Below are 26,487 nucleotides of genomic sequence, written 5' to 3' on the forward strand. Positions count from 1 at the left end.
TAACGTGGAGATACCGATTCGCGCCACGAGGCCGCCGCCATGACCGTTCGCCTGGATTACTACAGCGCATCGCCCAAGGCGATGAAAGCCATGATCGCCATGGAGGCCTTGACCCGTGATCTGAGCATCGAACCGGCGTTGCTGAACCTGATCAAGATCCGCGCCTCGCAGCTCAATGGCTGCGCCTTCTGCACCGACATGCACTCGGTGGACGCGCGCCGCTTCGGCGAGACCGATCGGCGGCTGTATGCGATCGTGGTCTGGCGCGACAGTGGCTTCTTCAGCCCTCGGGAGCGGGCGGCCCTGGCCTGGACCGAAGCAGTGACCCTGCTCGCGCAAAGCCATGTGCCGGACGATGTTTATGCACTGGCCCGGGAGCAGTTCGGTGAAGGGGAACTGGTCGACCTGACGATGGCCATCAGCGCCATCAACAGCTGGAATCGCCTGGCGGTGAGCTTTCGGCAAACGCCCAGCGGTTGATTATTGGTTTGGTTTTTACCCGTTTGTCACATCAGATTCATGAACGATCAGCAGGATGAAACGGTCAAGGACAGATCGACAGGGAGTCATCGATGTCATTCATGGAATCCGCCGGGCGTCAGGGCGTGGCCGAGTACCGTTCGCCCGTAGAACACAGCAACGCCTCTCACGCACGGATAGCCGGAATCGATCCGGTGTTACTGCTGGCCTTCAGGGTCAGCGCCCGCTGTGGCTGTTTCATGCAAGCGGCCCGCAGTCTCAACATCAAGTCGACCCAGTTGCGTAAACAATTGGCGCAACTTGAAGCACAACTGCAGCGCTCGCTGTTCTGCCACTCGGGCAATGGCTTTGCCCTCAGTCGTGACGGGTTGCAGCTTCAGGCGCAGTTGATGGCCTTGGCCCGTGAGCGCGATTTGCCAGTGATCGAACAGCCGTTGGTGCGCCTGGCTGTGGCCGAGTCGATCCTGCACGACATCCTCGGTCGCGACCTGGTCGCGCTGCTACGGCGCAACGCCAGTGTGCGCCTGGACATCATTTCCCTCGACAGCGAGTTGTCCCTGCGGGCGATCAGCGCCGATGTGGTGGTGTGGCTGGCGGGCACCGATTCGCCATCGCCCGGCCCCAGTTTCGCCATCAGCGAGCCCCAGCGTCTGGCACGGCTGGACTATCTGCCGCACATTGCCAAACGTTACTCGCGGGTCGCGGCCCGCCCGGACAGCCTGGGTGACCTGGCCGACTTCATGCTGGTGCAATGGCAGCACGACCGCCAGGTCGAGACCTTTGGGCCGTGGAACCGTCTGGTGGAGCAGCGCCTGGCGGGGGTGGTGCAGTTGCATTCCTATGAGTTGATGCTGGAGATGATCCGTTGCAGCGCTTGCATCGGTTTGTTGCCGCACTACATGAGCCGATTCGATCGAGGGCTGCTGGCGTTGCCCGGGCTGTTCAACCAAACGATGCAGCGCCAGGTGTGGATGGCGGTTAATGCCGACTCCCGAAATGAGGCCGAGGTGCAGGGAGTTGTCGAGCTGATCCGCAATACCTTCAACGAGCGGCGGGAGTGGTTCGAGCAGCTCGACTGAGCTTCTGGCAAGAACACTTATGTGGCTAGGGGGCTTGCCCCCTCGCCACATAGGTTTGCACCGTTATAGAGTAAGCGGCCATGTACGCATCAAGGACGAAACTTTCATGCCCGCCGACTCCGTCATTACCCTCGAACGCTTCAACGAATCCCACATCGAGGGTGTCACCGCCCTCTACAACGACCCGGCTGTGGCCCGTCAGGTGCTGCAGATGCCGTTTCAGTCCACCGAGGTCTGGCGCCAACGCCTGATGGCGGACAATGAACGGGCGGTGAAACTGGTGGCGCTGCACCAGGGAACGGTCATCGGCAACATCGGTCTGGAACAGTTTTCGCGAGTTCGCCGCAGCCACGCCGGCAGCTTCGGCATGGGTGTCGCCGTGGCTTGGCAAGGCAAGGGTGTCGGTTCGAAGCTGCTGGCGGCGGCGCTCGATGTCGCCGACAACTGGATGAACCTGCAACGGGTCGAACTCTCGGTGTACGCCGACAACGAAGCGGCCATCGGCCTGTACCGAAAATTCGGCTTCGAGACCGAAGGCCTGTTCCGCGACTATGCCGTGCGTGACGGTCGCTTGGTCGATACCCTGAGCATGGCGCGCTTGCGTCGCACGCCCAAGGAAGGTTGAGTTAGTCGCCCAAGGCAAACGCCACCGCCGCCTGCGCATGCAGTTCGGTGGTGTCGAACAAGGGCAGGGCGCTGTGCTCGGGTTTGATCAGCAGGCCGATCTCGGTGCAGCCGAGGATGATCGCCTGGGCGCCGCGTTCGGTCAGCGCTTCGATCACCCTTTGATAGACCTGGCGCGACGCCTCGCTGATGACCCCGACGCACAACTCGTCATAGATGATCCGATGCACCGCCTGACGCTCTTCAGCCTCCGGCACCAGCACCGTCAGGCCCTTGGCCGTCAGACGTGCCTTGAGAAAGTCCTGCTCCATGGTGAATGCAGTACCGAGCAGGCCCACCCGCAGCGCACCGGCGTCCAGCGCCGCCTGAGCGGCCGGGTCGGCAATGTGCAGGAACGGAATATCAATCGCAGACTGAATCTGCCCGGCCACCTTGTGCATGGTGTTGGTACACAACACCACGCAGTCGGCGCCGCCAGCCTCCAGGCGTTGCGCGGCATCCACCAGAATCGCCGCCGCATCGTCCCAGCGCCCGGCATGTTGGGCCTGTTCGACAGGGCCGAAGTCGACGCTGTACATTAGCAATTTCGCCGAACGCAACGGCCCGAGGCGGTCGCGTACCTGCTGGTTGATAAGACGGTAATACTCGGCGCTGGACTCCCAGCTCATGCCGCCGATAAGGCCGATGGTGCGCATGTCATGCTCCTGTGAATGGCAAACCCTTGCGAGAGAGTGTCCAGTGGATCCTTGTTCCGATCTATCAGGAAATTTCACATGCCCGGTGTGCTGAGCGAGAACCTGTTGGGCGGCAGACTCTGCCTGCAACTTTTGCCCCGTGCGCCGTACAGCGCGCGGGATCCGGCGCAGTCACAAACCCTCGGGGTGACGCTGGAACGTCAGCAGGGCGTGCATGCGATCGATTCTGACCGGCGGACGGATTTCGATACCTGGCCGGGCGTATTGGCGTACACGCCGGTCGGCGTGGAGGTGTTTTCCGAATCGGCCAGCGGTGGCGAGTATCTGCTGATGCGGCTGGACGAACAGTTCGCCAGCGAACAATTACCCAGTGTCGCCCACCGTGTGCAGTCTTGCGGCAATCGACGTGCGCTGACCATCGCACGTGAGATTCGTCGTCAGTTGCTCGCCACGCAGCCCGACCTGCTGGCGCTTGAGCAATGTGCCGCGGCGCTGGTTGGCGTCGCGGGTTCGATAACCGATACAACGCAGCGTGCCACGCCCAAGGCCTTTGCCCGAGTCATGGAACAGATCGCCGAGCAGTTCCAGCACCCCCTGACGCTGGAACAATTGGCTGTCACCTATGGGCACAACGAACTGCGCTTTCTGCGCGATTTCACCCAGGCTATTGGCCTGACGCCTCACGCCTACCTCATTGAAGTGCGGCTTCAGGCCGCACGCAGGCTGATCGAGCGCACGGCTCTGCCCTTGGCCAGCATCGCTCTGGATGTTGGCTTCGCCCATCAGTCCCACATGGGCAGTGCCTTTCGCAAATACCTGGCCATGACCCCCAGCCAGTACCGCTCGCGCTTTTAGTCGTACGCCGGCAGCGCGCATCTGCCATGCTCAAAGTCCGCAGCACCGCTTCAACCAAAGGAACACCGCAATGGACGACGTACAGCAACTGGGCGAGATGCTTCGCCACTACGCAGAAAGCGAAGCGCACAAGAAGCAACTGTTTGAAGCGCAATCGGCCGTGTGGGCGACGCGCATCGGGGAGTTGTTCGATCAGATCCAGCAGTGGCTGGCACCGGTCCTGGCACCGAACCTGCTGGAAGTGAGCCGCGAGGCGTATGTCGCATCCGGGCCGAGTGTGCCGGTGGAGACGTCGACGTTCAAGACCGAGAAACTGAGCGTCGTTATCGCCGGCAAACCGGTGGAGTTTGTGCCGGACGTGATGGGCGTTGGTGGGCAGATTTCCCTTGCCGTGATGGGGTTGACCGCGGCGCGCTATGGCAGTATTTCGCTGGTGTGCCTGCCACCGTCCAGCGCCTGGCAATGGCGCAAGACCAACGGCCTGAAAGACCCGGACACGTTTGCCTTCGATGCAAACTTTTTGGCGCAGCAACTGCAGAGCCTGATTCCCCGCGAGCGCAACTGACGCGATGATCGTTTCCATGCTCCGCGTGGGAATGCAGCCGGGACGCTCTGCGTCCCATTGGAACGCGGAGCGTCCCTTGAGGCATTCCCACGCAGAGCGTGGGAACGATCATCAAACTTCTAGGTTGCCCCAGCCAGGTTTCAACTCTTGCGGCGCTACCGCTTTCACTCTCTTGCCGGTAGCCAACTCCACCCGCCGCGCCACCTCGGGGTCATCGGCAAACGGAATCAGGCTGGCATCGTCCAGGCTCTCGGGCGTCTGCTGTTTCAAGCAGTATTCGATCGCCAGCCAAAGCCCCAGCGCGCCCAATAGATTCAATGCCATTTCGATCATGTCAGGCTCCTTGCCTCAGGCATACTGCGCTTCAAGTTCGGCCATCTTCACATCCGCAACCCGCACCGTACGCCACACGTTATACGCCATCAGCAGCATGCCGCTGAGGAAGAACACCCCGCCGACAAACCGCACGATGAAGCCCGGATGACTGGCCTGCAACGCCTCGACGAACGAGTAGGTCAGCGTGCCGTCGTCGTTGATTGCGCGCCACATCAAGCCCTGGGTGATGCCGTTGACCCACATCGAGGCGATGTACAGCACGGTGCCGATGGTCGCCAGCCAGAAGTGCAGGTTAATCAGCGGCACGCTGTGCATTTGCGTGCGGCCGAAGACTTTCGGAACCATGTGATAGATTGCGCCGAAGGTGATCATCGCCACCCAACCGAGGGCGCCGGCGTGCACGTGGCCGATGGTCCAGTCGGTGTAGTGGGAGAGGGCATTGACCGTCTTGATCGCCATCATCGGCCCTTCGAAGGTCGACATGCCGTAGAAGGCCAGGGACAGCACGAGGAAGCGCAGGATCGGGTCGGTACGCAACTTATGCCAGGCCCCCGACAGCGTCATCATGCCGTTGATCATACCGCCCCAGCTCGGCGCCAGCAGAATCAGCGACATCGCCATGCCCAGGGACTGCGCCCAGTCCGGCAGTGCGGTGTAGTGCAGGTGGTGGGGACCGGCCCAGATGTACAGGGTGATCAGCGCCCAGAAGTGCACGATCGACAAGCGATAGGAATACACCGGCCGACCCACCTGTTTCGGCACGAAGTAATACATCATCCCGAGGAACCCGGTGGTGAGGAAAAAGCCCACCGCGTTGTGCCCGTACCACCACTGCACCATGGCGTCGGTGGCCCCGGAGTACACCGGATACGACTTGAACCAGTCCACCGGAATCGACAGATGATTGACCACGTGCAGCATGGCGATCACCACGATGAACGCGCCGAAGAACCAGTTGCCGACGTAGATATGCTTGGTCTTGCGGCGCACCATGGTGGTGAAGAACACGATGGCATAGGCGAGCCAGACCACCGTCATCCACACCGCGCCGAAGAACTCGATCTCGGCGTATTCCTTGGTGGTCGTGTAGCCCAGCGGCAGGCTGATCAGCATCACCACGATCACCGATTGCCAGCCCCAGAAGGTGAATGCAGCGAGTTTGTCCGAGAACAGCCGAGCCTGGCAGGTGCGCTGCACGGCGTAGTAACTGGCGGCGAATTGCGCGCTGCCGGCAAAGCCGAAAATCACCAGGCTGGTGTGCAGCGGACGCAAGCGGCCGAAGGTGGTCCACGGCAGGTCGAGGTTCATCTCGGGCCATACCAGTTGCGAGGCGATCCATACCCCCATCGCCATCCCGACGACGCCCCATACCACGGTTGCCACGACGAATTGGCGGACGACCTTAGTAGTTATAGGCCAGTCCGATTGTTGCTGTGCTCATGGTCAGTTCTTCCACGGTTGCAAAGTCTTGCCAGGCCACCCGGTCTGGCATGCGATGAACTGTAGAAACCCTGCCGGAAACAAAACAGTCTCAGGAAACTTTCATTTATACGGATCAGATACGGGGCACGCCTGCGGCCATCAGTCGCGTCCTGATACGGTTTTTTAGTGTTTAGCTGAATCTGTAACGTGCTGTGCCGCAGGTTCATAGTCGCTACCTCGAGAGCGAGCCGCAGAGCCCGATCAATCCTGATGAGGTAGCCACATGTATCAATACGATGACTATGACCGGGCCCTGGTGTTCGAGCGTGTTGCGCAGTTTCGCGATCAGGTCGAACGTTTCATGGCCGGCGAATTGAGCGAAGAAGAGTTCCTGCCCCTGCGTTTGCAGAATGGCCTGTATATGCAAAAACACGCCTACATGCTGCGCGTGGCGATTCCTTACGGCACCCTCGGCGCACAGCAGATGCGCACCCTGGCGAGCATTGCCCGGGACTACGATCGTGGTTACGGCCACTTCACCACCCGGCAAAACATGCAGTTCAACTGGATCGAACTGGCCCAGGTCCCGGACATCCTCGAACGCCTGGCCCAAGTGGAAATGCACGCGATCCAGACCTCCGGCAACTGCGTGCGCAACATCACCACCGAAGCCTTCGCCGGCGTTGCGGCGGACGAGCTGATGGACCCGCGTCCGCTGGCGGAGATCCTGCGGCAATGGTCGACCATCAACCCGGAATTCCTGTTCCTGCCGCGCAAGTTCAAGATCGCCATCTGTTCGGCGAAACAGGACCGCGCGGCGATCATGATGCATGACATCGGTCTTTATCTTTATTGCGACGACAGCGGGCAAATGCTCTTGCGGGTGATCGTTGGCGGCGGGTTGGGGCGTACGCCGATTCTCGGTCTGCAGATTCGCGAAGGCTTGCCGTGGCAGCATTTGCTGTCTTATGTCGAGGCGGTGCTACGAGTCTACAACCGCCACGGACGGCGCGATAACAAGTACAAGGCGCGGATCAAGATTCTGGTCAAGGCCCTGGGGATCGAAGCGTTCGCCAAGGAAGTGGAGGAGGAGTGGCAACACCTCAAGGACGGCCCGGCGCAGTTGACCGACGTCGAGTATGAGCGTGTCGCCAGCGCCTTTGTGCCACCCGATTACCGTTCACTGGCCGGCACCGACCTGGACTTCGGCACGCGCCTGGCCGAGCACCCGGCGTTCGCCCGTTGGGTGGCGCGCAACGTTCAGCCGCACAAGGTGCCGGGTTACGCCAGCGTGGTGCTGTCGACCAAGCCGGGTATCGCCGCGCCGCCGGGGGATGTCACGGCCGAACAAATGGAAGCGGTGGCGCTATGGTCCGAGCAGTTCGGTTTCGGCGAAATCCGCATCGCCCATGAACAGAACATCGTCCTGCCGGACGTGCCCAAGGCAGACCTTTACGCGCTGTGGTGCCTGGCCTGCGAGCAAGGCCTGGGGAGTGCCAACATCGGCTTGCTGACTGACATCATCGCTTGCCCCGGCGGCGACTTCTGCGCCCTGGCCAACGCCAAGTCGATCCCCATCGCGCAAGCGATTCAGGCGCGTTTCGACGATTTGGATTACCTGCATGACCTGGGCGACATCAGCCTGAACATCTCCGGCTGCATGAACGCCTGCGGCCATCACCACATCGGCAACATCGGCATTCTTGGCGTCGACAAGAACGGCAGCGAGTGGTACCAGATCACCCTCGGCGGCGCCCAGGGCAAGAACAGCGCGTTGGGCAAGGTCATCGGCCCGTCCTTCAGTGCCGCCGAAGTGCCCGATGTGATTGAACGGATCATCGGCACATTCGTGCGCTACCGCGAGAGCGAAGAACTGTTCGTCGATACCCTGGCGCGCATCGGTCTGGAGCCATTCAAGGAACGGGTTTATCCAAAGGTGCTGGAGGTGTCGGCATGAACAATCTGCTGCGTTTGCGAGAGGGCGGTGCCGAGTGGGTGCGCGATGACCCGTGGCAGTTGATTCGTGAAACGACCGGTGAACCGCCGGCCGGGCCGCTGATCCTGCCGTTACCCCAGTGGCTGGCCCTTAACGCCGACACCACAACCGCGCTCGAAGGTGTCTGGCTCGGTCCTGACGACGAAGTGACAAATCTGATTCCGTGGTTCCCCGACCTGCCGCTGATTGCCCTGGACTTCCCGAGTTTTCGCGACGGACGTGCCTACAGCCAGGCCTATCTGTTGCGCACGCGATTCGGATGGCAAGGCGAATTGCGCGCGATTGGCGATGTGCTGCGCGATCAACTCAGCCACATGCGCCAATGCGGTTTCGACAGCTTTGCCGTGCGTGAAGACAAGTCTGCCGAAGATGCGCTGAAGGGACTGGCGGGGATGAGCGTGTTGTATGGGCGTTCGGTGATCGAGCCGCGGCCGTTGTTTCGGCGGCGGTAGGGCATCGAGATCTTTTGCTTGGGCCAATGATGGCATTTTGATAGAGTCCGCGTCTCATAAGGAGTTGGTGAAGAAAGGAGTCTGGTTTGGGCGCAGGCAAGAAGATTTTAGGGTTGATAGCGCTGTTGCTGATGGCGGCCCTGTGGGGCAGTTATTTTTATGTGTTCAAAGAGAACCGTAACGGCCAGCTCGGGGATGCGTTCGACAGCTACGCCTGGTGCGGCACGCCGCCGGCCAGCGATAGCGGCGGGTTGGGCAAGGATCAACTGTCGCTGCGCATCACCAACAACGTTCGCGGCGAGTTCATGCTCTCGGGGGCGGTTGTCGTTTCCGAGCGAACCTTTGATCGCTACGACCTGGGCCGCAACGAACTGCGGCTGCGCATGGAGCCGCTACAGTGGTCCTACGGCGTTGCGCCGATTTTCATGGAACAGGTCAAGATCAAACCCCTGAGTCGTAACCTGTCTTCGGTCAACAAAAGTGCCTACGCCGAACTTGAGTCCCGGCCCATCGACGTCCAGGGGCGTGCGACCGATTTTCCGTTCGACACCTACCGCTACGGTTACAAACCGGTGTTGTACTACCTCAAGGGTAACGAGCGCGTCGACCTGCGTTTCAAAAACGTCACCACCAGCATGCAGATGTCCAACACCTTTACGCCGATCCAGAAGTACAACCGTGTCGAGTACATCAACGAGAAAAATTCGCTGATCAGTGAGCAGGACTACAAGCCCTACGGCGCCAACGAATGCGCGTTCAGCGTCGAGCGCAAGGGCTCGTTCAAGGTGATTGTGTTGCTGTTGTTGCTGGTGATGTGCCTGCCGCTGCTGCACGTGTTCTATCGCGACGAGCCGGGCATCGACTTTCTCGCGACGCTGGTGAGTATTGGCGCGATCCGGGTGTTCCTGGTGGGGCCGTTGAACGATTTCCAGTTGTACACCATCGATTTCCTGTTCGGCGCGGTGATCATCCTGGTGGGTACGGTGTCGTTGATCAAGGCGATGCGGGCCAATAGCCGGCGGGAGTTGGCAGCGAAAAGCGGGTCTTCGTGGTGATTATCGCGACCGTGGCGAGAGCTGAAAATTGTGATTTTCGATACAAAAGCGCCGGGCATTAGCTATACCTGTAACTCTCGTAGGCAATACCGTTGCCGTCCTTCTGACAGGAGTTAAAGCATGAAGCTTGCGTTAATGATGAGCACACTGTGCATCGCCTCTCTCGGGGTGGCGGGTTGCGCCAGCAAAGTCGTCGAGCCAGACCAGTACTCCGGCTTTCTCAAGGACTACAGCCAGCTCAAGGAAGCCAAGTCGCCATCGGGCGCCGTGGTGATGCGCTGGGTCGATCCCAAACTCGACGTCAACAAATACACCAGTGCCTACATCGAGCCGACTCAGCTCTATCCCAAACCGCAACCGACAGCGAAAATCCCTCAGACCACGTTGAACGGCATCACCAGCTACTACGATCAAGCGCTCAAGCGCGAACTGGGTAAATCCCTGCCACTGGCCAGCGGCCCCGGCCCAGGCGTTATCGTGGTGCGTGCGGCGATCACCGCCGTCAGCAGCAAGACCGAAAGCCTCAAGCCATATGAAGTGATCCCGATCGCCCTGGTGGCAGCGGCCGTCACCACCGCCAGCGGTGCTCGCGATCAGCAAACCGATCTGGCCACCGAAGCGGTGTTTCTCGATGGCGGCACCAACAAAGTCATCGCCCAGGTGGTGCGCAAGGGCACCGGCAAACCGCTGGAAAACGAAGCTCAGGTGATGAAAGCCGATGACGTGAAAAACGTGATCGATGGCTGGGCTTCGGACATGAATCAGTCGTTTGTAAAATTCAAGTCCAAGTAACGCGGGTTCATTGTTCGCCCAAGATCGTTCCCAGGCATGGGAACGATCAATCCCCTTGGCTATTCCCCCGGGATGTCGGCCGGTATGACAGTGAGCGCAACCGGCGCCGCATGACTTTGCATTGTCTGGGCACCGACACCACAACTGGCGAAAAGCGCCATCAGGCTGAATCCCGCAACGCGAAGCAAACCTTTCATAGACGTTTCCTCATTTTCCGAAGATGACATTCGGTATGGCCTGCATGAAGGCTTTTTTTTACTCTAGCAGGTGGTTGTCGCGTCAACGGGTTTGCTTGTTGAATTGAAGGTCCATTCGCGGGCAAGCCGCGCTCCCACAGGTATTGAGTGAGCCTTGGCTAATTTGCCAACCACAATCACCTGTGGGCATGGACTTGCTCGCGAAGAAGGATTGTCAGTCAACATCATTGTTGAATGCTGAGTCGCGTGTGGGTGTGCTTCAGTGCTTCTTCGCCTGTGCCCGCACGCGCTCTTCCTGCTCACGCAGTTCCGGGGTGAACTCGGCACCGAAATCTTCGGCCTCGAACACCTGGCGAATCTCGATCTCGGCCTCTGTACCCGGCATCGGGTTGGGGCAGCGCTTGACCCACTCGATCGCTTCTTCTTTCGACTTCACCTGCCACAGCCAGTAACCGGCGATCAGCTCTTTGGTTTCGGCGAACGGGCCGTCGATCACTGTGCGTTTATCTCCCGAGAAGCGCACACGGGCACCTTTACTGCTGGGCTGCAGGCCATCGCAATCGATGAGGATGCCGGCCTTGGCCAGTTCCTCGTTGTAATTGCCCATTGCGGTCATCAGTTCTTCGCTGGGCATCACGCCGGCTTCGGAATCGGGGCTGGCTTTTACAATGATCATGAATCGCATGGTCTTGTCTCCGTTGAAGTTGAGTGATTCATTGCATAGTCGAATGGGCGTGACTTGAATCGACAATGCACCTAAACAAAAATTGTCCTTTTCGTTTTAGTCGATGTTGTAGAGAACAGATGTATTTTCGACATCCTCCTCGCGATCAAATATTCCTGTGAGACCCATCCAACGACCAACGGAAGGTGCCCCCCCAGTTCCGCTTCAGGCACTGGATGTTCAACCTGATCCCGTCGAACTGGACGGTGGTGATCCGGGAGGTCGGCGATACGCATTTCATCGATGAAATGCTCAAGGGGCCGCTGCGCGTCTTTCGTCATGAACATCGGGTGGCGGCGGGAGAGGGCGGTACGCTGTACACCGACCGCGTGACCTATGCGGCGATTGGCGGTGCTTTGACTGAAGGGCTGCTGGTGAATGCCTGCATGCGGCGGATTTTCGCGGCGCGGCACCGCAATATGCTGCGGTTGCTCGGGTAGTGCACGTGCATCCAGCCCTGTGGAATTGCAGGTTTGCCTCTCCCGCTACTCATGACAATTTGTGTTTTTGCATAGGTCCCCGGCTCATTTCGTGGTTAACTTCGGCCTCGTCAAAATTCTCTACATCAACGTTCAGAAGGACTCCGTTCATGGCTCAAGTCACTCTTAAAGGCAACCCGGTTCAAGTCAACGGCCAACTGCCACAAGCCGGTTCCCAGGCGCCAGCCTTTTCCCTGGTTGCCGGCAATCTGTCCGACGTGACCCTGGCGAGCTTCGCCGGCAAGCGTAAAGTGTTGAACATCTTCCCAAGCGTCGACACCCCGACCTGCGCCACCTCCGTGCGCAAGTTCAATGCCCAGGCCAATGACGTGGCCAACACCGTGGTGCTGTGCATCTCGGCTGACCTGCCGTTCGCCCAAGCCCGCTTCTGCGGCGCCGAAGGCCTGGAAAACGTACAGAACCTGTCGACCCTGCGCGGTGCCGAGTTCAAGGAAAACTACGGCGTGGCCATCGCCGATGGTCCACTCAAAGGCCTGACCGCCCGTGCCGTCGTGGTTCTGGACGAAAACGACAAGGTCCTGCACAGCGAACTGGTCAAGGAAATCGCTGAAGAACCGAACTACGACGCAGCGCTCGCCGTTCTGAAGTAAGCAAAGTTTTACAATTGTTAACGGCCTGGCCCTGTCCAGGCCGTTTTCATTTGTGCTTCAGTGTTTTAGCTATACCTCCTGTTCCGTAAGCCAAAGGTAAATTGCCGGTAAAGGCGCTTTGCTTAATACCCGCCAGTGCTTATCGTTCAGCCTCCCGTAGAAAAAAAGCGCACGCGCCCAATGGTTGATCATTCCATGCAATCCTCCGCTTCCCGCAATCCTCGTCGCTGGCTGTTCGGCCTGCTTGTCCTGTTGGTCATCGTCGGCCTGTGCTGGAAGTTCTGGCCCGCTGGCAGCAGCCCGAAGGAGGGCGCAGGGCAGAAAGCCGTTGCCGGGCATACCGGCCGGTCGGGGGGGATGCGTCCGGGATTCGGCGGGGCGACGGGACCGGTTCCGGTGCGCGTGGCGCCGGTGGTCAAAGGCGATTTTCCGCTGTATTACAAGGCGCTGGGCACGGTCACGGCGCTGAACACCATCAATGTGCGCAGCCGCGTCGGTGGCGAACTGGTCAAGGTCTATTTCGAAGAAGGGCAGATGGTCAAGGCGGGTGACCTGCTCGCCGAGATCGATCCACGTCCTTATCAGAATGCCTTGCTCCAGGCCGAAGGCACCTTGCTGCAGAATCAGGCGCAATTGAAAAACGCCCAGGTCGACGTCGAGCGTTATCGTGGCCTGTACCGCGAAGACAGTATCGCCAAGCAAACCCTGGACACCGCCGAAGCGCTGGTCGCCCAGTATCAGGGTACGGTCAAGACCAATCAGGCGGCGGTCAACGACGCCAAGCTCAATCTGGAATTCACCAAGATCCGCGCTCCGATCACCGGGCGTGTGGGTCTGCGGCAGCTGGACGTCGGCAACCTTGTGGCGGCCAACGACACCACGGCGCTGGTGATCATCACCCAGACCCAACCGATCAGCGTGGCGTTTACCTTGCCGGAAAACAGCCTGGACACCGTGCTGACCCGCTATCGCACCGGCGCCAAGCTGCCCGCCGAAGCCTGGGACCGCGGCGACACCCAATTGCAGGCCACCGGCGTGTTGCAGAGCCTCGATAACCAGATCGACGTCACCACCGGCACCCTGAAATTCAAAGCCCGCTACGAGAACCGCGATCAAGCGCTGTTCCCCAATCAGTTCGTCAATGTGCATCTGCTGGCTGACACCCTCAAAGACGTGGTGCTGGCGCCCTCGGCGGCGATCCAGTTCGGCACCAACGGCACATTCGTCTATGCGCTGGACGGCGACAAGAAGGTCACCATCCGTCAGTTGAAAGTCGGCGCCAGTGACGGGGAAAACACCGTGATCACCGAAGGCCTGGCCGTTGGTGATCGGGTGGTGCTGGAGGGCACCGACCGCCTGAAGGACGGCAGCGAAGTGGAAGTGGTCAACGACAGCAAGGATGTGCCGACCACCCCGACCGAACATCTGCAAGGCAAATCGGCGGCGACCCCAGGCGAGCCGGCGGCCACCGACAAGGCGAAAAAGGGCGGCGCATGAACATCTCGCGGCTGTTCATCCTTCGCCCGGTCGCCACGACCCTGAGCATGCTGGCCATTATTCTGGCCGGTGTGATCGCTTATCGGCTGCTGCCGGTGTCGGCATTGCCCCAGGTCGATTACCCGACCATCCGCGTCATGACGCTCTATCCCGGCGCCAGCCCGGATGTCATGACCAGCGCCGTGACTGCGCCGCTGGAGCGTCAGTTTGGCCAGATGCCCGGCCTGACCCAGATGGCCTCGACCAGTTCCGGTGGTGCCTCGGTGCTGACCCTGCGGTTCAGCCTCGACATCAACATGGACGTCGCCGAGCAGCAGGTGCAGGCGGCGATCAACGCAGCGACCAATTTGCTGCCCAAGGATCTGCCCGCGCCGCCGGTGTACAACAAGGTCAACCCGGCGGATACCCCGGTGCTGACCCTGGCCATCACTTCCAAAACCATGCTGCTGCCCAAGCTCAATGACTTGGTCGACACCCGTATGGCGCAGAAAATTGCGCAGATCAGCGGCGTCGGCATGGTCACTATTGCCGGCGGTCAGCGTCAGGCGGTGCGGATCAAGGTCAACCCCGAGGCCCTGGCGGCCAACGGCCTGAACCTGTCGGACGTGCGCACCTTGATCGGTGCCTCCAACGTCAACCAGCCCAAAGGCAACTTCGACGGCCCGACCCGGGTGTCGATGCTCGACGCCAACGACCAGCTGACGTCGCCCAAGGACTACGCCAACCTGATTCTGGCCTATAAAAACGGCGCGCCGTTGCGGCTCAAGGACGTGGCGGAAATTGTCGATGGCGCCGAGAACGAACGCCTGGCGGCATGGGCCAATGAAAACCAGGCCGTGCTGCTGAACATCCAGCGTCAGCCCGGCGCCAACGTCATCGAGGTGGTCGACCGGATCAAGGCCTTGCTGCCGAGCATCACCGACAACCTGCCGGCCGGCCTCGACGTCACGGTGCTCACCGATCGCACACAAACCATCCGCGCCTCGGTCACCGACGTGCAACACGAACTGCTGATCGCCATCGCCCTGGTGGTGATGGTCACGTTCCTGTTCCTGCGGCGAGCCAGTGCCACGATCATTCCGTCGGTGGCGGTGCCGCTGTCGTTGATCGGCACCTTCGGCGTGATGTATCTCGCCGGGTTTTCGGTCAACAACCTGACCCTGATGGCCTTGACCATCGCCACCGGTTTTGTGGTGGACGATGCGATCGTCATGCTGGAGAACATTTCCCGCTTCATCGAAGAGGGCGACAGCCCGCTGCAAGCGGCGCTCAAGGGCGCCAAGCAGATCGGCTTCACCCTGATTTCCCTGACGCTGTCGTTGATCGCGGTGCTGATTCCGTTGCTGTTCATGGCCGACGTGGTGGGGCGTTTGTTCCGCGAGTTCGCGATCACGTTGGCGGTGGCGATTCTGATTTCGCTGGTGGTGTCCCTGACCCTGACGCCGATGATGTGCGCGCGGTTGCTCAAGCGTGAGCCCAAGGAAAAGGATCAGGGCTGGTTCTACCGCTCCAGTGGCGCGACCATCGACTGGATGATCGCCGCCTACGGGCGCAAGTTGCAGTGGGTGCTCAAGCATCAGCCGCTGACCTTGCTGGTGGCCATCGGCACGCTGGCATTGACCGTATTCCTGTACATGGTGGTGCCCAAGGGCTTCTTCCCGGTGCAGGACACCGGGGTGATCCAGGGGATTTCCGAGGCGCCACAGTCGATTTCCTTCGCGGCGATGAGCGAGCGCCAGCAGGAATTGGCCAAGGTGATTCTGGCTGACCCTGCGGTCGAAAGCCTGTCGTCCTATATTGGCGTCGACGGTGATAACTCGACGCTCAATAGCGGCCGGTTATTGATCAACCTCAAGTCCCACAGCCACCGCAACCTGAGCGCCACCCAAGTCATTGCCCGCTTGCAACCGGAGCTGGACAAGCTGGTTGGCATTCGCCTGTTCATGCAGCCGGTGCAGGACCTGACCATCGAAGATCGGGTCAGCCGTACGCAGTACCAGTTCAGCATGTCGTCGCCGGATGCCGAGTTGCTTGGCTTGTGGAGCGGGCGTCTGGTCGAAGCCCTGGCGCAACGGCCGGAACTGACCGATGTCGCCAGCGATTTGCAGGACAAGGGTTTGCAGGTTTATCTGGTGATCGACCGCGATGCGGCGTCGCGGGTTGGCGTATCGGTGTCGAACATCACTGACGCGCTCTACGACGCCTTCGGCCAGCGGCAGATTTCCACCATTTACACCCAGGCCAGCCAGTACCGCGTGGTGCTGCAATCGCAGTCCGGCGAGAAGATCGGCCCCGATGCGCTGAACCAGATTCACGTCAAGACCACCGATGGCGGGCAAGTGCGCCTGTCCAGCCTGGCGCATGTCGAGGAGCGTCAGGCGCAGCTGGCGATCACCCACATCGGCCAGTTCCCGGCGGTGATGATGTCGTTCAACCTGGCGCCCGGCGTGGCGCTGGGGCATGCGGTGCAGATCATCGATCAGGTGCAGAAAGACATCGGCATGCCGATTGGCGTGCAGACCCAGTTCCAGGGCGCGGCCGAAGCGTTCCAGGCGTCGCTGTCGAGCACCTTGCTGCTGATTCTGGCGGCGGTGGTGACCATGTACATCGTGCTCGGCGTGCTCTACGAGAGCTACATTCACCCGATCACCATCCTCTCGACCTTGCCCTCGGCGGCGGTCGGCGCCTTGCTGGCGCTGCTGTTGAGCGGTAATGACCTGGGGATGATCGCGATCATCGGCATCATCTTGCTGATCGGTATCGTGAAAAAGAACGCGATCATGATGATCGACTTCGCCCTCGAGGCTGAACGTAATCAGGGCATGGACCCGCAGGCTGCGATCTATCAGGCGGCTCTGTTGCGCTTCCGGCCGATTCTGATGACCACCCTGGCGGCGTTGTTCGGCGCGGTGCCGCTGATGCTCGCCACCGGCTCCGGCGCGGAATTGCGCCAGCCGCTGGGTCTGGTAATGGTCGGTGGCTTGCTGGTGAGTCAGGTGCTGACGCTGTTTACCACACCCGTTATCTACTTGTACTTCGACCGCCTCGGACGGCGCTGGGGCCGTAAGGACCAGTCCGTGGACCCGGTAGAGCAGCCATGAACCTGTCCGGACCTTTCATCAAGCGCCCGGTCGCGACGATGTTGCTGAGCCTGGCGATCATGCTGCTGGGCGGCGTGAGTTTCGGCCTGTTGCCGGTATCGCCGCTGCCGCAGATGGATTTCCCGGTGATCGTGGTCCAGGCGAGCCTGCCCGGTGCGAGCCCGGAGGTCATGGCCTCAACCGTGGCCACGCCGCTGGAGCGTTCCTTCGGTACCATCGCCGGGGTCAACACCATGAGCAGCCGTTCCAGCCAGGGCTCGACCCGGGTGATTCTGCAGTTCGACCTGGACCGCGACATCAACGGCGCGGCGCGGGAAGTGCAGGCGGCGATCAACGCCTCGCGCAACCTGCTGCCCAGCGGAATGCGCAGCATGCCGACCTACAAGAAGGTCAACCCATCGCAAGCGCCGATCATGGTGCTGTCGCTGACCTCGGATGTGCTGGAAAAAGGCCAGCTCTACGACTTGGCCTCGACCATTCTGTCCCAGAGCCTGTCCCAGGTGCAGGGCGTAGGTGAAGTGCAGATCGGCGGCAGTTCGTTGCCGGCGGTGCGCATCGAGCTCGAACCCCAGGCGCTCAACCAGTACGGCGTGGCACTGGACGATGTGCGCACCACCATCGCCAACGCCAACGTGCGCCGGCCCAAGGGCTCGGTCGAAGACGGCCAGCGGCTGTGGCAGGTCCAGGCCAACGATCAGCTGGAAAAGGCCAAGGATTACGAGTCGCTGATCATTCACTACGCAGACGGCGCAGCCCTGCGATTGAAGGATGTGGCCAAGGTCAGCGACAGCGTCGAGGACCGCTACAACAGCGGGTTCTTCAACGATGACGCGGCAGTCTTGTTGGTGATCAACCGCCAGGCCGGCGCCAACATCATCGAGACGGTCAACGAGATCAAGGCGCAGTTGCCGGCATTGCAGGCGGTGCTGCCGGCCAGCGTCAAGCTGAACCTGGCGATGGACCGTTCGCCGGTGATCAAGGCCACCCTGCACGAAGCGGAAATGACCCTGTTGATTGCCGTGGCGCTGGTGATTCTGGTGGTGTTCCTGTTCCTCGGTAACTTTCGCGCCTCTTTGATTCCGACCCTGGCGGTGCCGGTGTCACTGGTGGGCACGTTTGCCGTGATGTACCTCTACGGCTTCTCCCTGAACAACCTGTCGCTGATGGCGCTGATTCTGGCCACCGGGCTGGTGGTGGACGATGCCATCGTGGTGCTGGAGAACATTTCCCGGCACATCGACAAGGGCGTACCGCCGATGAAGGCCGCGTACCTCGGGGCGCAGGAAGTCGGCTTCACGCTGCTATCGATGAACGTCTCGCTGGTGGCGGTGTTCCTGTCGATCCTGTTCATGGGCGGGATCATCGAAAGCCTGTTCCGCGAGTTTTCCATCACCCTGGCGGCGGCCATCGTGGTGTCGCTGCTGGTGTCGCTGACGCTGACGCCAATGCTTTGTGCGCGCTGGCTCAAGCCGCATACGCCGGGGCAGGAAAACCGTTTGCAACGCTGGAGCCAGCGGGCCAATGAGTGGATGGTCGGCAAATACGCCACCAGCCTCGACTGGGTGCTGCGTCATCGCCGACTGACCTTGCTCAGTCTGTTCGTGACGATTGGCGTAAACATTGTGCTGTATGTTGTTGTTCCTAAAACATTTCTTCCCCAGCAAGACACCGGCCAGCTGATCGGTTTCGTGCGTGGCGATAATGGCCTGTCGTTCAGCGTGATGCAGCCGAAGATGGAAACCTTCCGCCGCGCCGTGCTCAAGGACGACGCGGTGCAAAGCGTTGCAGGGTTCATCGGTGGCAACAACGGCACCAATAACGCGTTCATGCTGGTGCGGCTCAAGCCGATCAAGGAACGCAACCTGTCCGCGCAGAAAGTCATCGAGCGTTTGCGCAAGGAAATGCCCAAGGTGCCCGGTGCGCAATTGATGCTGATGGCTGACCAGGACCTGCAATTCGGCGGCGGTCGCGAGCAAACCACCTCGCAGTACTCCTACATCCTGCAAAGTGGCGATCTCGGTGCGTTACGCGAGTGGTATCCGAAAGTCGTTGCCGCCTTCAAGGCCCTGCCTGAGCTGACAGCGATTGACGCCCGCGAAGGCCGTGGCGCCCAGCAAGTGACGCTGATCGTCGATCGCGACCAGGCCAAGCGGCTGGGCGTGGACATGAACATGGTCACGGCGGTGCTGAACAACGCCTATAGCCAGCGGCAGATTTCGACGATCTACGACAGCCTCAACCAGTATCAGGTGGTGATGGAGGTCAATCCGAAATACGCCCAGGACCCGGTCACCCTGAACCAGGTCAAAGTGATCACTGCCGACGGCGCGCGAATTCCGTTGTCGACCATCGCCCACTATGAGAGCAGCCTGGAAAACGACCGGGTCAGCCACGAAGGCCAGTTCGCTTCGGAAAGCATCGCCTTCGACATGGCCGAAGGGGTGACGGTGGAGCAGGGCTCGGCAGCCATCGAACGAGCGATTGCCAAGGTCGGCCTGCCGGAAGACGTGATCGCGAAAATGGCCGGCACCGCCGACGCCTTCGCCGCCGCACAGAAGAGCCAGCCGTGGATGATTCTCGGCGCGCTGGTCGCGGTGTATCTGGTGCTGGGTGTGCTGTATGAAAGCTACATTCATCCGCTGACCATTCTTTCGACCTTGCCATCGGCCGGGGTCGGCGCGCTGCTGTCGATCTATGTGCTGGGCGGTGAGTTCAGCCTGATCTCCTTGTTGGGGCTGTTCCTGTTGATTGGTGTAGTGAAGAAAAACGCCATTCTGATGATCGACCTGGCGCTGCAACTGGAACGGCACCAAGGCCTGGAGCCGCTGGAATCGATCCGCAGCGCCTGCCTGCAACGGCTGCGACCGATTCTGATGACCACCCTGGCGGCGATCCTCGGTGCCTTGCCGCTGCTGCTGAGCCGCGCCGAAGGGGCGGAAATGCGTCAGCCGCTGGGCCTGACCATCATCGGCGGGCTGGTCTTCAGCCAGGTGCTGACCCTTTACACCACCCCGGTGGTTTACCTCTATCTCGACAAACTGCGCCATCGTTTCAACCGCTGGCGTGGGGTGCGTACCGATGCTGCTCTGGAAACTCCGCTATGACTGACCGTTCGCTTCTCAACCTGGCTGCACCGCTGATCACGGCCCGAGGCTCGCGTTTGCTGAGCCTGTCGCTGTGCGTGGCGATGCTCAGCGCCTGCGCCATCGGCCCGGATTACCAGCGCCCGCAAGCCGCCGCACCTGCGCAGTACAAAGAGGCGGCCGGCTGGCGTCAGGCCAACCCCAGCGATTCGTTGGCGCGTGGTGCCTGGTGGGAGCTGTATGGCGATCAGCAGCTCAACGGCCTGATCGAAAAGCTCAACAGCGCCAATCAGACCGTTGCCCAGTCCGAGGCCCAGTACCGTCAGGCCCAGGCCTTGGTGCGCAGTGCCCGTGGGGCGTTTTTTCCGACGGTGGACCTGACCGTCAGCAAGAACCGCTCCAGCCAGGGCACCGGCAGCAGCAGTTCGAGCCTGAGCAGTTCGTCCAGCGGCATCCGTGACACTTACTCGGCACAGGCCGGGGTCAGTTGGGAAGCCGATATCTGGGGCAAATTGCGTCGAGGCCTGGAAGCCGACACGGCCAACGCCCAGGCGAGTTTTGCCGACCTGGCGGCGATGCGCCTGAGCCAGCAATCGGAGCTGGTGCAGAACTACCTGCAATTGCGGGTGATCGATGAGCAGAAACGCCTGCTGGAAGCGACAGTCGAGGCCTATCAGCGCTCGCTGAAAATGACCGAAAACCAGTACCGCGCCGGAGTTTCCGGCAAGGATGCGGTGGCCCAGGCCACCACTCAGCTCAAAACCACCCAGGCGGAGATGGTCGACCTGATCTGGCAGCGCGCGCAGTTCGAGAACGCCATCGCCGTGCTGATCGGCCTGCCACCGGCCGAATTCAGCCTGGCCGAAACCAAAGACATCCCGGCGTTGCCCCAAGTGCCGCTGAGCCTGCCTTCACAGTTGCTGGAACGCCGTCCGGACATCGCCTCCGCCGAACGCTCGGTGATGGCCGCCAACGCCAACATCGGCGTGGCGAAGGCGGCCTACTACCCGGACCTGACCCTGAGCATGAACGGCGGCTATAGCAGTAGCACTTACGCCAATTGGATCAGCCTGCCGAACCGTTTCTGGTCGGTCGGCCCACAGCTGGCCATGACCCTGTTCGACGGTGGCCAGCGCTCGGCGGAAGTCGATCGCAGTGAAGCGGCCTACGACGAGACTGTCGCCAAATACCGCCAGACCGTGCTCGATGGTTTTCGCGAGGTAGAAAATTACCTGGTGCAGCTCAAGGTGCTGGAAGACGAAGCGGTCGTGCGCCAGGAAGCTCTGGATGCGGCGCGCGAATCCCTTCGCTTGACCCAGAATCAGTACAAGGCCGGGTTGATTGCCTATCTGGATGTGGTGGTGGTTCAGGCCACGGCGCTGAGTAACGAGCGCAACGTGTTGAGCTTGCTGCAGAGCCGGCTGATTGCCAGCGTGCAGTTGATTGCCGCGCTGGGCGGTGGGTGGGATGGGCAGCTTCAGGTGAGTGACAAGCAATAACCCCATTCTGTGTGGCGAGGGAGCTTGCTCCCGCTCGGCTGCGAAGCAGTCGCAAACCGATTGATGCGTTTTGACTGAATGTACGCGTGAGCATCTTTGGGACGGCTTCGCCGTCCAGCGGGAGCAAGCTCCCTCGCCACAATGATCTTGATGGCTTTTTGATTACTTTGTGAGTGCGTTCGTCCGCGGAATCAGTACAATCGCCGGCTTTGCTCCCCCGAGAACAAACACAGTATGGCGGGGGCTGTTGCGAGAAATCCCATGCTCATTGGTAGTTATTCCCTTACGCTGGTTTTCATATCGCTGTGCGTGGCGATACTGGCCTCTTATACCGCGCTTGACCTCACCGGACGCATCGCCACGGCCAAGGGCCGAGCGGTGCATTTATGGACGGCGGGCGGCGCTTTTGCGATGGGCATCGGCGTGTGGTCGATGCATTTCATCGGCATGCTTGCGTTCACATTGCCGATCGACCTGGGCTACGACACCACCCTCACGGCACTGTCGCTGTTGATCGCGGTGCTGTCTTGCGGCTTTGCCCTTTGGCTGGTCAGTCAGCCACGGCTGCCGGCCTGGCAACTGGCGTTCGGCGCGCTGGTCATGGGCGCGGGTATCAGCGCCATGCATTACACCGGCATGTCCGCCATGCGCATGCAGCCGGGCATCGATTACGACCCGACTCTGTTTGGCGCGTCGCTGCTGATTGCCGTCGGCGCGTCGGGCGCGGCGTTATGGATCGCTTTCCGCCTGCGCCAGCACACGCCGCATGTTCGCCTGTTTCGTGCAGGTGCTGCAGTCATCATGGGCATTGCCATCGTCGGCATGCACTACACCGGCATGGCCGCGGCGCGCTTTGCCGACGGCAGTTTCTGTGGTGCGGCGGTCAGCGGTTTGAACGGCAAGGGGCTGGACAGCCTGGTGCTGATCACCACCTTGGCGATATTGAGCATCGCCTTGCTGACGTCGATCCTCGATGCCCGCCTGGAGGCTCGCACCGCGGACCTCGCCCACTCGCTGACCGTGGCCAACCGTGAACTCACTCAACTGGCCTTGCACGACACCCTGACCGGCTTGCCCAACCGCATGTTGCTGGCCGACCGTATCGATCAGGCCATATCGAAAGTGCAGGAGCAGGGCAGCTGTTTTGCGTTGATGTTCATTGATCTGGACGGCTTCAAACCGGTCAACGATGCGTTCGGCCATCACATGGGCGACCAGCTATTGCGTGAAGTTGCACTGCGCCTGCGCGAAGACCTGCGTAGCCAGGACACCCTGGCGCGGATCGGCGGCGACGAGTTCGTGTTGCTGGTGCGCCTGAACGAGCCGAACGATGCGCTGAGCCTGGCGGAGCGTCAGGTCGGGTTGATTGCGCGCTCGTTCCGGGTCGCCGAACATGACTTGCAGATTTCCGCCAGTGTCGGCATCGCGCTCTATCCGGGCAACGGTCAGACGGCCGATGAGTTGCTGATGAACGCCGATGCCGCGATGTACCACGCCAAAGGCGCCGGGAAAAACGGTCATCGCTTCTTCGACGCCTCGATGAACAGCAACGCGCGCAAACAGCTGCAATTGCTCCAGGACTTGCGCAGTGCCGTCGATCAGCAACAGTTCAAGCTTTATTACCAGCCCAAATTCGACGCCGGTCATGGCCGACCAGTGGGCGCCGAGGCGTTGCTGCGCTGGGAGCATCCGACCTTGGGCCTGCTGCAGCCGGACACGTTCATTGACCTTGCGGAGAAGACCGGGCTGATCATTCCGATTGGCGAGTGGGTGCTCAACGAGGCCTGTCGGCAGATGCGCGAGTGGTACGTGCTCGGTTACACCGATTGGCGTATCGCGGTGAACCTCTCGGCCTTGCAATTCTGCCACGCGGGGCTGGTGCAGAGCGTTGCCAAAGCCCTGGCCACCCATCATCTGCCGGCCAACAGCCTGACCCTGGAAATCACCGAAACCACCGCCATGAGCGACGCCGATGCGAGCATGACGGTGTTGCAGGAGCTGTCGGAAATGGGCGTCGACCTGTCCATCGATGACTTCGGTACCGGCTATTCGAGCTTGATGTACCTCAAGCGCCTGCCGGCCAATGAACTGAAGATCGACCGGGGTTTCGTCCGCGATCTGGAGCACGACAGCGACGACGCGGCCATTGTCTCGGCCATCGTCGCCCTTGGCCAGGCGCTGGGCCTGCGGATCGTCGCCGAAGGGGTGGAAACCGGCGTCCAGCAAGACTTCCTGACCCAGCTGGGCTGCGACTCGTTGCAGGGCTACCTGCTCGGGCATCCGCTGCCGGCCGATCGCTTCATGGTCGACATTCACCGAGCGGAACAGGTTGGGGACGTCGTACCTGTAGCAGCTGCCGAGCCTGCGAGGCTGCGTTCGGCGGCGAAGCCGTCGTAAACCCTACATGCAAGGTTGTACCGACACACCGCGATAGCCCATTTCACGACGGCTTCGCCGCCGAACGCAGCCTCGCAGGCTCGGCAGCTGCTACAAGATGTACCATGCCCCTTGATGTGGACCCATGCAAAACCCGCCAATGGCGGTTATTCTTGGCCCCGACTGCTTACGCTAGGAACGGGGGAAAGCCAGCATGGACAAAGTTATCGTCATCACCGGCGGCAGCCGTGGAATCGGCGCCGCCACGGCCCTGTTGGCCGCCGAACAAGGTTATCGGATCTGCATCAATTATCAGTCCGACGAACAGGCGGCGCTCAGTGTGCTGGAGCAAGTCCGCGCACGCGGTGCCCAAGCCATCGCCGTGCGTGCCGACGTCAGCATCGAAGACGAAGTGATCGCTCTGTTTCATCGGGTGGACACCGAACTGGGTCGGGTCACCGCGCTGGTGAACAACGCAGGCACCGTCGGGCAAAAGTCGCGGATCGACGAAATGTCGGAATTCCGCATTCTGAAAATCCTCAAGACCAACGTCCTGGCGCCGATCCTCTGCGCCAAACACGCGATTTTGCGCATGTCGCCCAAACACGGCGGGCAGGGCGGCAGCATCGTCAACGTCTCCTCGGTCGCCTCGCGTTTGGGTTCACCCAACGAGTACGTGGATTACGCCGCGTCCAAGGGGGCGCTGGACACCTTCACCATCGGCCTGTCCAAGGAAGTGGCGGGCGAGGGGATTCGCGTCAATGCGGTGCGTCCGGGTTACATCTACACCGATTTCCATGCATTGAGCGGCGATCCGGACCGGGTCAGCAAACTTGAGTCGGCGATTCCGATGGCCCGCGGTGGGCGGCCGGATGAAGTGGCGGAGGCGATTGTGTGGTTGTTGTCGGATAAGGCGTCGTATGCGACCGGGACTTTCGTCGATCTTGGTGGTGGGCGGTAAAGATCAGAAGCAAGATCAAAAGATCGCAGCCTTCGGCAGCTCCCACGCGCCTGTGGGCGCCGCGATCTTTTGCTGTTAAAAGGACCTGACAATCCGCCCCAACGTCTCCATCGCCTTCTCCGAATCCTCGGTCCACGGGCTGCCATAATTCAACCGAATACAATTCCTGAACCGCTGGGTCGGTGAAAAAATCGGCCCCGGTGCAATGCTGATCCCCTGCGCCAATGCCATCTGGAACAACTTCAATGAATCCATCTGCGGTGGCAGTTCCAGCCACAGGAAGTAACCGCCGGCCGGTTGGCTGACGCGGGTCTGGGCCGGGAAGTAGCGGGCGATGGCGGCGAGCATCGCACTTTGCTGTTCTTCCAGGGCGTAACGCAGTTTGCGCAGGTGCCGGTCGTAGCCGCCGTGTTGCAGGTAATCGGCGATAGCGGCCTGGGCGGGCATCGAAGCGCACAGCGAGGTCATGAGTTTCAGCCGTTCGATTTTCTGCGCATAGCGCCCGGCGGCGACCCAGCCGATGCGGTAACCGGGGGCCAGGCTCTTGGCGAACGAACCGCAATGCATCACCAGCCCTTCGGTGTCGAACGCCTTGGCCGGTTTCGGCGCCTGTTGGCCGTAATAGAGCTCGGCGTAAACGTCATCCTCGATCAGCGGCACCTGATGGCTGCGCAACAACTCCACCAGTTCCTGTTTCTTCGCCTCGGGCATGGTCGCGCCCATGGGGTTCTGGAAACTGGTCATGCACCAGCACGCCTTGATCGGGTGCCGTTCCAGGGTCTGGGCGAGTACGCCGAGGTCGATGCCGTCTCGCGGGTGGACGGGGATTTCCACGGCTTTGAGCTTCAGCCGTTCCAGCACTTGCAGGCTGGCGTAAAAGGCCGGGGCTTCGATGGCCACCAGATCGCCAGGCTCGGTGACGGCTTGCAGGCACAGGTTCAGCGCTTCCAGCGCACCGTTGGTGATCAGCAGTTCCTCCATCGGCAGCATCAGCCCGCCGACCATGTAGCGCAGGGCGATTTGCCGACGCAGTTGCGGGTTGCCCGGCGACATGTCGGTGACCACCATGCGCGGGTCCATCTCCCGGGAAGCACTGGCCAGCGAGCGGGACAAGCGCTGCAGCGGGAATAGCGTGGGGCTGGGGAAGGCCGAGCCGAAGGGCACGGTGGTGGGGTCCTTGATCGAGTCCAGCACTGAGAACACCAGTTCGCTGACGTCGACTTCGGTGGACTCGTTGACCTGGCTGCTGATCACCGGCTCCGAGAACGGGCTTGGTGCATGCGCATTGACGAAGTAGCCGGAACGCGGTCGCGCGCGGATCAGGCCGCGACGTTCGAGCAGGTAATAGGCCTGGAACACTGTGGACGGGCTGACGCCGTAGGTCTGGCTGGCGTAGCGCACCGACGGCACCCGATGGCCGGGGCCAAGTACGCCGGAGCGGATCAGTTCAGCGATATCGTCGGCGAATTTTTCGTAGCGTTTCATCGAGTGCCCGATTTGGAGTTATTCATGTAGTGCGCTGTTGTGGCGAGGGAGCTTGCTCCCGCTCGGCTGCGTAGCAGTCGTAGATTTTCAGGGGCGCTTCGCACCCCAGCGGGAGCAAGCTCC

At 61.0% G+C, this 26,487-nt stretch carries 21 protein-coding genes and 2 pseudogenes; 17 read left to right on the forward strand and 6 right to left on the reverse strand.

Annotated elements, in window-relative coordinates:
* The first annotated feature begins 39 nt into the window (after positions 1–39).
* The 3 genes from F475_RS07350 (at position 40) to F475_RS07360 (ending at position 2,184) form a co-directional block, all read left to right on the forward strand.
* The gene (locus F475_RS07350) at positions 40–480 is read left to right on the forward strand and encodes a carboxymuconolactone decarboxylase family protein (RefSeq protein WP_111453555.1); all 441 of its coding nucleotides are present in this window, start codon (positions 40–42) and stop codon (positions 478–480) included.
* 92 nt (positions 481–572) lie between these two features.
* Positions 573–1,559 carry a LysR family transcriptional regulator gene (locus tag F475_RS07355; RefSeq protein WP_111453556.1) on the forward strand — a complete coding sequence of 329 codons (987 nt, stop codon included), beginning with the start codon at positions 573–575 and terminating at the stop codon, positions 1,557–1,559.
* A 106-nt stretch (positions 1,560–1,665) separates the two neighbouring features.
* Positions 1,666–2,184 carry a GNAT family N-acetyltransferase gene (locus F475_RS07360; protein ID WP_018926154.1) on the forward strand — a complete coding sequence of 173 codons (519 nt, stop codon included), beginning with the start codon at positions 1,666–1,668 and terminating at the stop codon, positions 2,182–2,184.
* 1 nt (position 2,185) lies between these two features.
* Here F475_RS07360 and F475_RS07365 read toward each other — a convergent pair whose 3' ends face one another.
* On the reverse strand, positions 2,186–2,878 hold the full coding sequence (locus tag F475_RS07365; RefSeq protein ID WP_064618188.1) for an aspartate/glutamate racemase family protein: 693 nt from the start codon (positions 2,876–2,878) through the stop codon (positions 2,186–2,188).
* Between the two features lie 78 nt (positions 2,879–2,956).
* Here F475_RS07365 and F475_RS07370 point away from each other — a divergent pair, with 78 nt between their 5' ends.
* Together F475_RS07370 and F475_RS07375 are read left to right on the forward strand one after the other, a co-directional pair.
* Complete coding sequence (locus F475_RS07370) at positions 2,957–3,733, forward strand: helix-turn-helix domain-containing protein (RefSeq protein ID WP_111453557.1); 777 nt, start codon at positions 2,957–2,959, stop codon at positions 3,731–3,733.
* Positions 3,734–3,803: 70 nt separating this feature from the next.
* Positions 3,804–4,298: a hypothetical protein gene (locus F475_RS07375; protein ID WP_064618184.1), complete on the forward strand. Its 495-nt coding sequence runs from the start codon at positions 3,804–3,806 to the stop codon at positions 4,296–4,298.
* A gap of 111 nt (positions 4,299–4,409) precedes the next feature.
* Here F475_RS07375 and F475_RS07380 read toward each other — a convergent pair whose 3' ends face one another.
* Positions 4,410–4,631: a cbb3-type cytochrome c oxidase subunit 3 gene (locus F475_RS07380; RefSeq protein ID WP_111453558.1), complete on the reverse strand. Its 222-nt coding sequence runs from the start codon at positions 4,629–4,631 to the stop codon at positions 4,410–4,412.
* A gap of 15 nt (positions 4,632–4,646) precedes the next feature.
* A pseudogene (gene ccoN, locus F475_RS07385) lies at positions 4,647–6,075 on the reverse strand (cytochrome-c oxidase, cbb3-type subunit I).
* A 264-nt stretch (positions 6,076–6,339) separates the two neighbouring features.
* On the opposite strand from ccoN, the gene F475_RS07395 reads away from it, so the two are divergent.
* From F475_RS07395 to F475_RS07410, 4 genes are all read left to right on the forward strand, one after another.
* A complete protein-coding gene (locus F475_RS07395; RefSeq protein WP_111453559.1) occupies positions 6,340–8,013 on the forward strand; it encodes a nitrite/sulfite reductase in 1,674 nt (557 codons plus the stop codon).
* Positions 8,010–8,504, forward strand: coding sequence for a DUF934 domain-containing protein (locus tag F475_RS07400; protein WP_018926147.1), 495 nt, complete (start codon positions 8,010–8,012; stop codon positions 8,502–8,504). Before F475_RS07395 ends, F475_RS07400 begins: the two co-directional genes overlap by 4 nt.
* A gap of 86 nt (positions 8,505–8,590) precedes the next feature.
* On the forward strand, positions 8,591–9,559 hold the full coding sequence (locus F475_RS07405) for a hypothetical protein (RefSeq protein ID WP_105342081.1): 969 nt from the start codon (positions 8,591–8,593) through the stop codon (positions 9,557–9,559).
* Positions 9,560–9,679: 120 nt separating this feature from the next.
* The gene (locus tag F475_RS07410; protein WP_018926145.1) at positions 9,680–10,351 is read left to right on the forward strand and encodes a DUF3313 domain-containing protein; all 672 of its coding nucleotides are present in this window, start codon (positions 9,680–9,682) and stop codon (positions 10,349–10,351) included.
* Between the two features lie 59 nt (positions 10,352–10,410).
* Here F475_RS07410 and F475_RS30420 read toward each other — a convergent pair whose 3' ends face one another.
* Both F475_RS30420 and F475_RS07415 read right to left on the reverse strand, forming a co-directional pair.
* Entirely contained in the window at positions 10,411–10,548 is a 138-nt protein-coding gene (locus tag F475_RS30420; protein ID WP_018926144.1) for a hypothetical protein, read from the reverse strand.
* Positions 10,549–10,807: 259 nt separating this feature from the next.
* Positions 10,808–11,233, reverse strand: coding sequence for a YciI family protein (locus F475_RS07415; RefSeq protein ID WP_019579276.1), 426 nt, complete (start codon positions 11,231–11,233; stop codon positions 10,808–10,810).
* Positions 11,234–11,424: 191 nt separating this feature from the next.
* Between F475_RS07415 and F475_RS07420 the strand changes: the two are divergent.
* From F475_RS07420 to F475_RS07455, 8 genes and pseudogenes are all read left to right on the forward strand, one after another.
* Positions 11,425–11,712 (forward strand): annotated as a pseudogene (locus F475_RS07420) (polyketide cyclase); the annotation flags it as partial.
* A 149-nt stretch (positions 11,713–11,861) separates the two neighbouring features.
* The gene (tpx, locus tag F475_RS07425; protein WP_018926141.1) at positions 11,862–12,362 is read left to right on the forward strand and encodes a thiol peroxidase; all 501 of its coding nucleotides are present in this window, start codon (positions 11,862–11,864) and stop codon (positions 12,360–12,362) included.
* 180 nt (positions 12,363–12,542) lie between these two features.
* On the forward strand, positions 12,543–13,859 hold the full coding sequence (locus F475_RS07430; protein WP_111453561.1) for an MdtA/MuxA family multidrug efflux RND transporter periplasmic adaptor subunit: 1,317 nt from the start codon (positions 12,543–12,545) through the stop codon (positions 13,857–13,859).
* Positions 13,856–16,960: an MdtB/MuxB family multidrug efflux RND transporter permease subunit gene (locus tag F475_RS07435; protein WP_111453562.1), complete on the forward strand. Its 3,105-nt coding sequence runs from the start codon at positions 13,856–13,858 to the stop codon at positions 16,958–16,960. Before F475_RS07430 ends, F475_RS07435 begins: the two co-directional genes overlap by 4 nt.
* Positions 16,957–20,064: an efflux RND transporter permease subunit gene (locus F475_RS07440; protein WP_111453563.1), complete on the forward strand. Its 3,108-nt coding sequence runs from the start codon at positions 16,957–16,959 to the stop codon at positions 20,062–20,064. Before F475_RS07435 ends, F475_RS07440 begins: the two co-directional genes overlap by 4 nt.
* Positions 20,061–21,542 carry an efflux transporter outer membrane subunit gene (locus tag F475_RS07445; RefSeq protein WP_111453564.1) on the forward strand — a complete coding sequence of 494 codons (1,482 nt, stop codon included), beginning with the start codon at positions 20,061–20,063 and terminating at the stop codon, positions 21,540–21,542. Before F475_RS07440 ends, F475_RS07445 begins: the two co-directional genes overlap by 4 nt.
* Positions 21,543–21,803: 261 nt before the next feature.
* On the forward strand, positions 21,804–23,939 hold the full coding sequence (locus F475_RS07450; protein ID WP_111453565.1) for a bifunctional diguanylate cyclase/phosphodiesterase: 2,136 nt from the start codon (positions 21,804–21,806) through the stop codon (positions 23,937–23,939).
* Positions 23,940–24,132: 193 nt separating this feature from the next.
* The gene (locus tag F475_RS07455; RefSeq protein ID WP_018926135.1) at positions 24,133–24,879 is read left to right on the forward strand and encodes an SDR family oxidoreductase; all 747 of its coding nucleotides are present in this window, start codon (positions 24,133–24,135) and stop codon (positions 24,877–24,879) included.
* Positions 24,880–24,954: 75 nt separating this feature from the next.
* On the opposite strand, the gene mapR is transcribed toward F475_RS07455, so the two are convergent.
* Entirely contained in the window at positions 24,955–26,364 is a 1,410-nt protein-coding gene (gene mapR, locus F475_RS07460) for a GntR family transcriptional regulator MpaR (protein ID WP_018926134.1), read from the reverse strand.
* Positions 26,365–26,487 lie beyond the last annotated feature (123 nt).

The sequence above is a fragment of the Pseudomonas sp. URMO17WK12:I6 genome, assembly GCF_003253625.1.
Lineage (GTDB): Bacteria > Pseudomonadota > Gammaproteobacteria > Pseudomonadales > Pseudomonadaceae > Aquipseudomonas.

Bases quoted from the DNA above. Each gene is read 5' to 3' on its own strand.
- F475_RS07350 (WP_111453555.1), top strand. From the start codon at position 40: ATGACCGTTCGCCTGGATTACTACAGCGCATCGCCCAAGGCGATGAAA.
- F475_RS07355 (WP_111453556.1), top strand. From the start codon at position 573: ATGTCATTCATGGAATCCGCCGGGCGTCAGGGCGTGGCCGAGTACCGT.
- F475_RS07360 (WP_018926154.1), top strand. From the start codon at position 1,666: ATGCCCGCCGACTCCGTCATTACCCTCGAACGCTTCAACGAATCCCAC.
- F475_RS07365 (WP_064618188.1), bottom strand. From the start codon at position 2,878: ATGCGCACCATCGGCCTTATCGGCGGCATGAGCTGGGAGTCCAGCGCC.
- F475_RS07370 (WP_111453557.1), top strand. From the start codon at position 2,957: ATGCCCGGTGTGCTGAGCGAGAACCTGTTGGGCGGCAGACTCTGCCTG.
- F475_RS07375 (WP_064618184.1), top strand. From the start codon at position 3,804: ATGGACGACGTACAGCAACTGGGCGAGATGCTTCGCCACTACGCAGAA.
- F475_RS07380 (WP_111453558.1), bottom strand. From the start codon at position 4,631: ATGATCGAAATGGCATTGAATCTATTGGGCGCGCTGGGGCTTTGGCTG.
- F475_RS07395 (WP_111453559.1), top strand. From the start codon at position 6,340: ATGTATCAATACGATGACTATGACCGGGCCCTGGTGTTCGAGCGTGTT.
- F475_RS07400 (WP_018926147.1), top strand. From the start codon at position 8,010: ATGAACAATCTGCTGCGTTTGCGAGAGGGCGGTGCCGAGTGGGTGCGC.
- F475_RS07410 (WP_018926145.1), top strand. From the start codon at position 9,680: ATGAAGCTTGCGTTAATGATGAGCACACTGTGCATCGCCTCTCTCGGG.
- F475_RS30420 (WP_018926144.1), bottom strand. From the start codon at position 10,548: ATGAAAGGTTTGCTTCGCGTTGCGGGATTCAGCCTGATGGCGCTTTTC.
- F475_RS07415 (WP_019579276.1), bottom strand. From the start codon at position 11,233: ATGCGATTCATGATCATTGTAAAAGCCAGCCCCGATTCCGAAGCCGGC.
- tpx (WP_018926141.1), top strand. From the start codon at position 11,862: ATGGCTCAAGTCACTCTTAAAGGCAACCCGGTTCAAGTCAACGGCCAA.
- F475_RS07430 (WP_111453561.1), top strand. From the start codon at position 12,543: ATGGTTGATCATTCCATGCAATCCTCCGCTTCCCGCAATCCTCGTCGC.
- F475_RS07435 (WP_111453562.1), top strand. From the start codon at position 13,856: ATGAACATCTCGCGGCTGTTCATCCTTCGCCCGGTCGCCACGACCCTG.
- F475_RS07440 (WP_111453563.1), top strand. From the start codon at position 16,957: ATGAACCTGTCCGGACCTTTCATCAAGCGCCCGGTCGCGACGATGTTG.
- F475_RS07445 (WP_111453564.1), top strand. From the start codon at position 20,061: ATGACTGACCGTTCGCTTCTCAACCTGGCTGCACCGCTGATCACGGCC.
- F475_RS07450 (WP_111453565.1), top strand. From the start codon at position 21,804: ATGCTCATTGGTAGTTATTCCCTTACGCTGGTTTTCATATCGCTGTGC.
- F475_RS07455 (WP_018926135.1), top strand. From the start codon at position 24,133: ATGGACAAAGTTATCGTCATCACCGGCGGCAGCCGTGGAATCGGCGCC.
- mapR (WP_018926134.1), bottom strand. From the start codon at position 26,364: ATGAAACGCTACGAAAAATTCGCCGACGATATCGCTGAACTGATCCGC.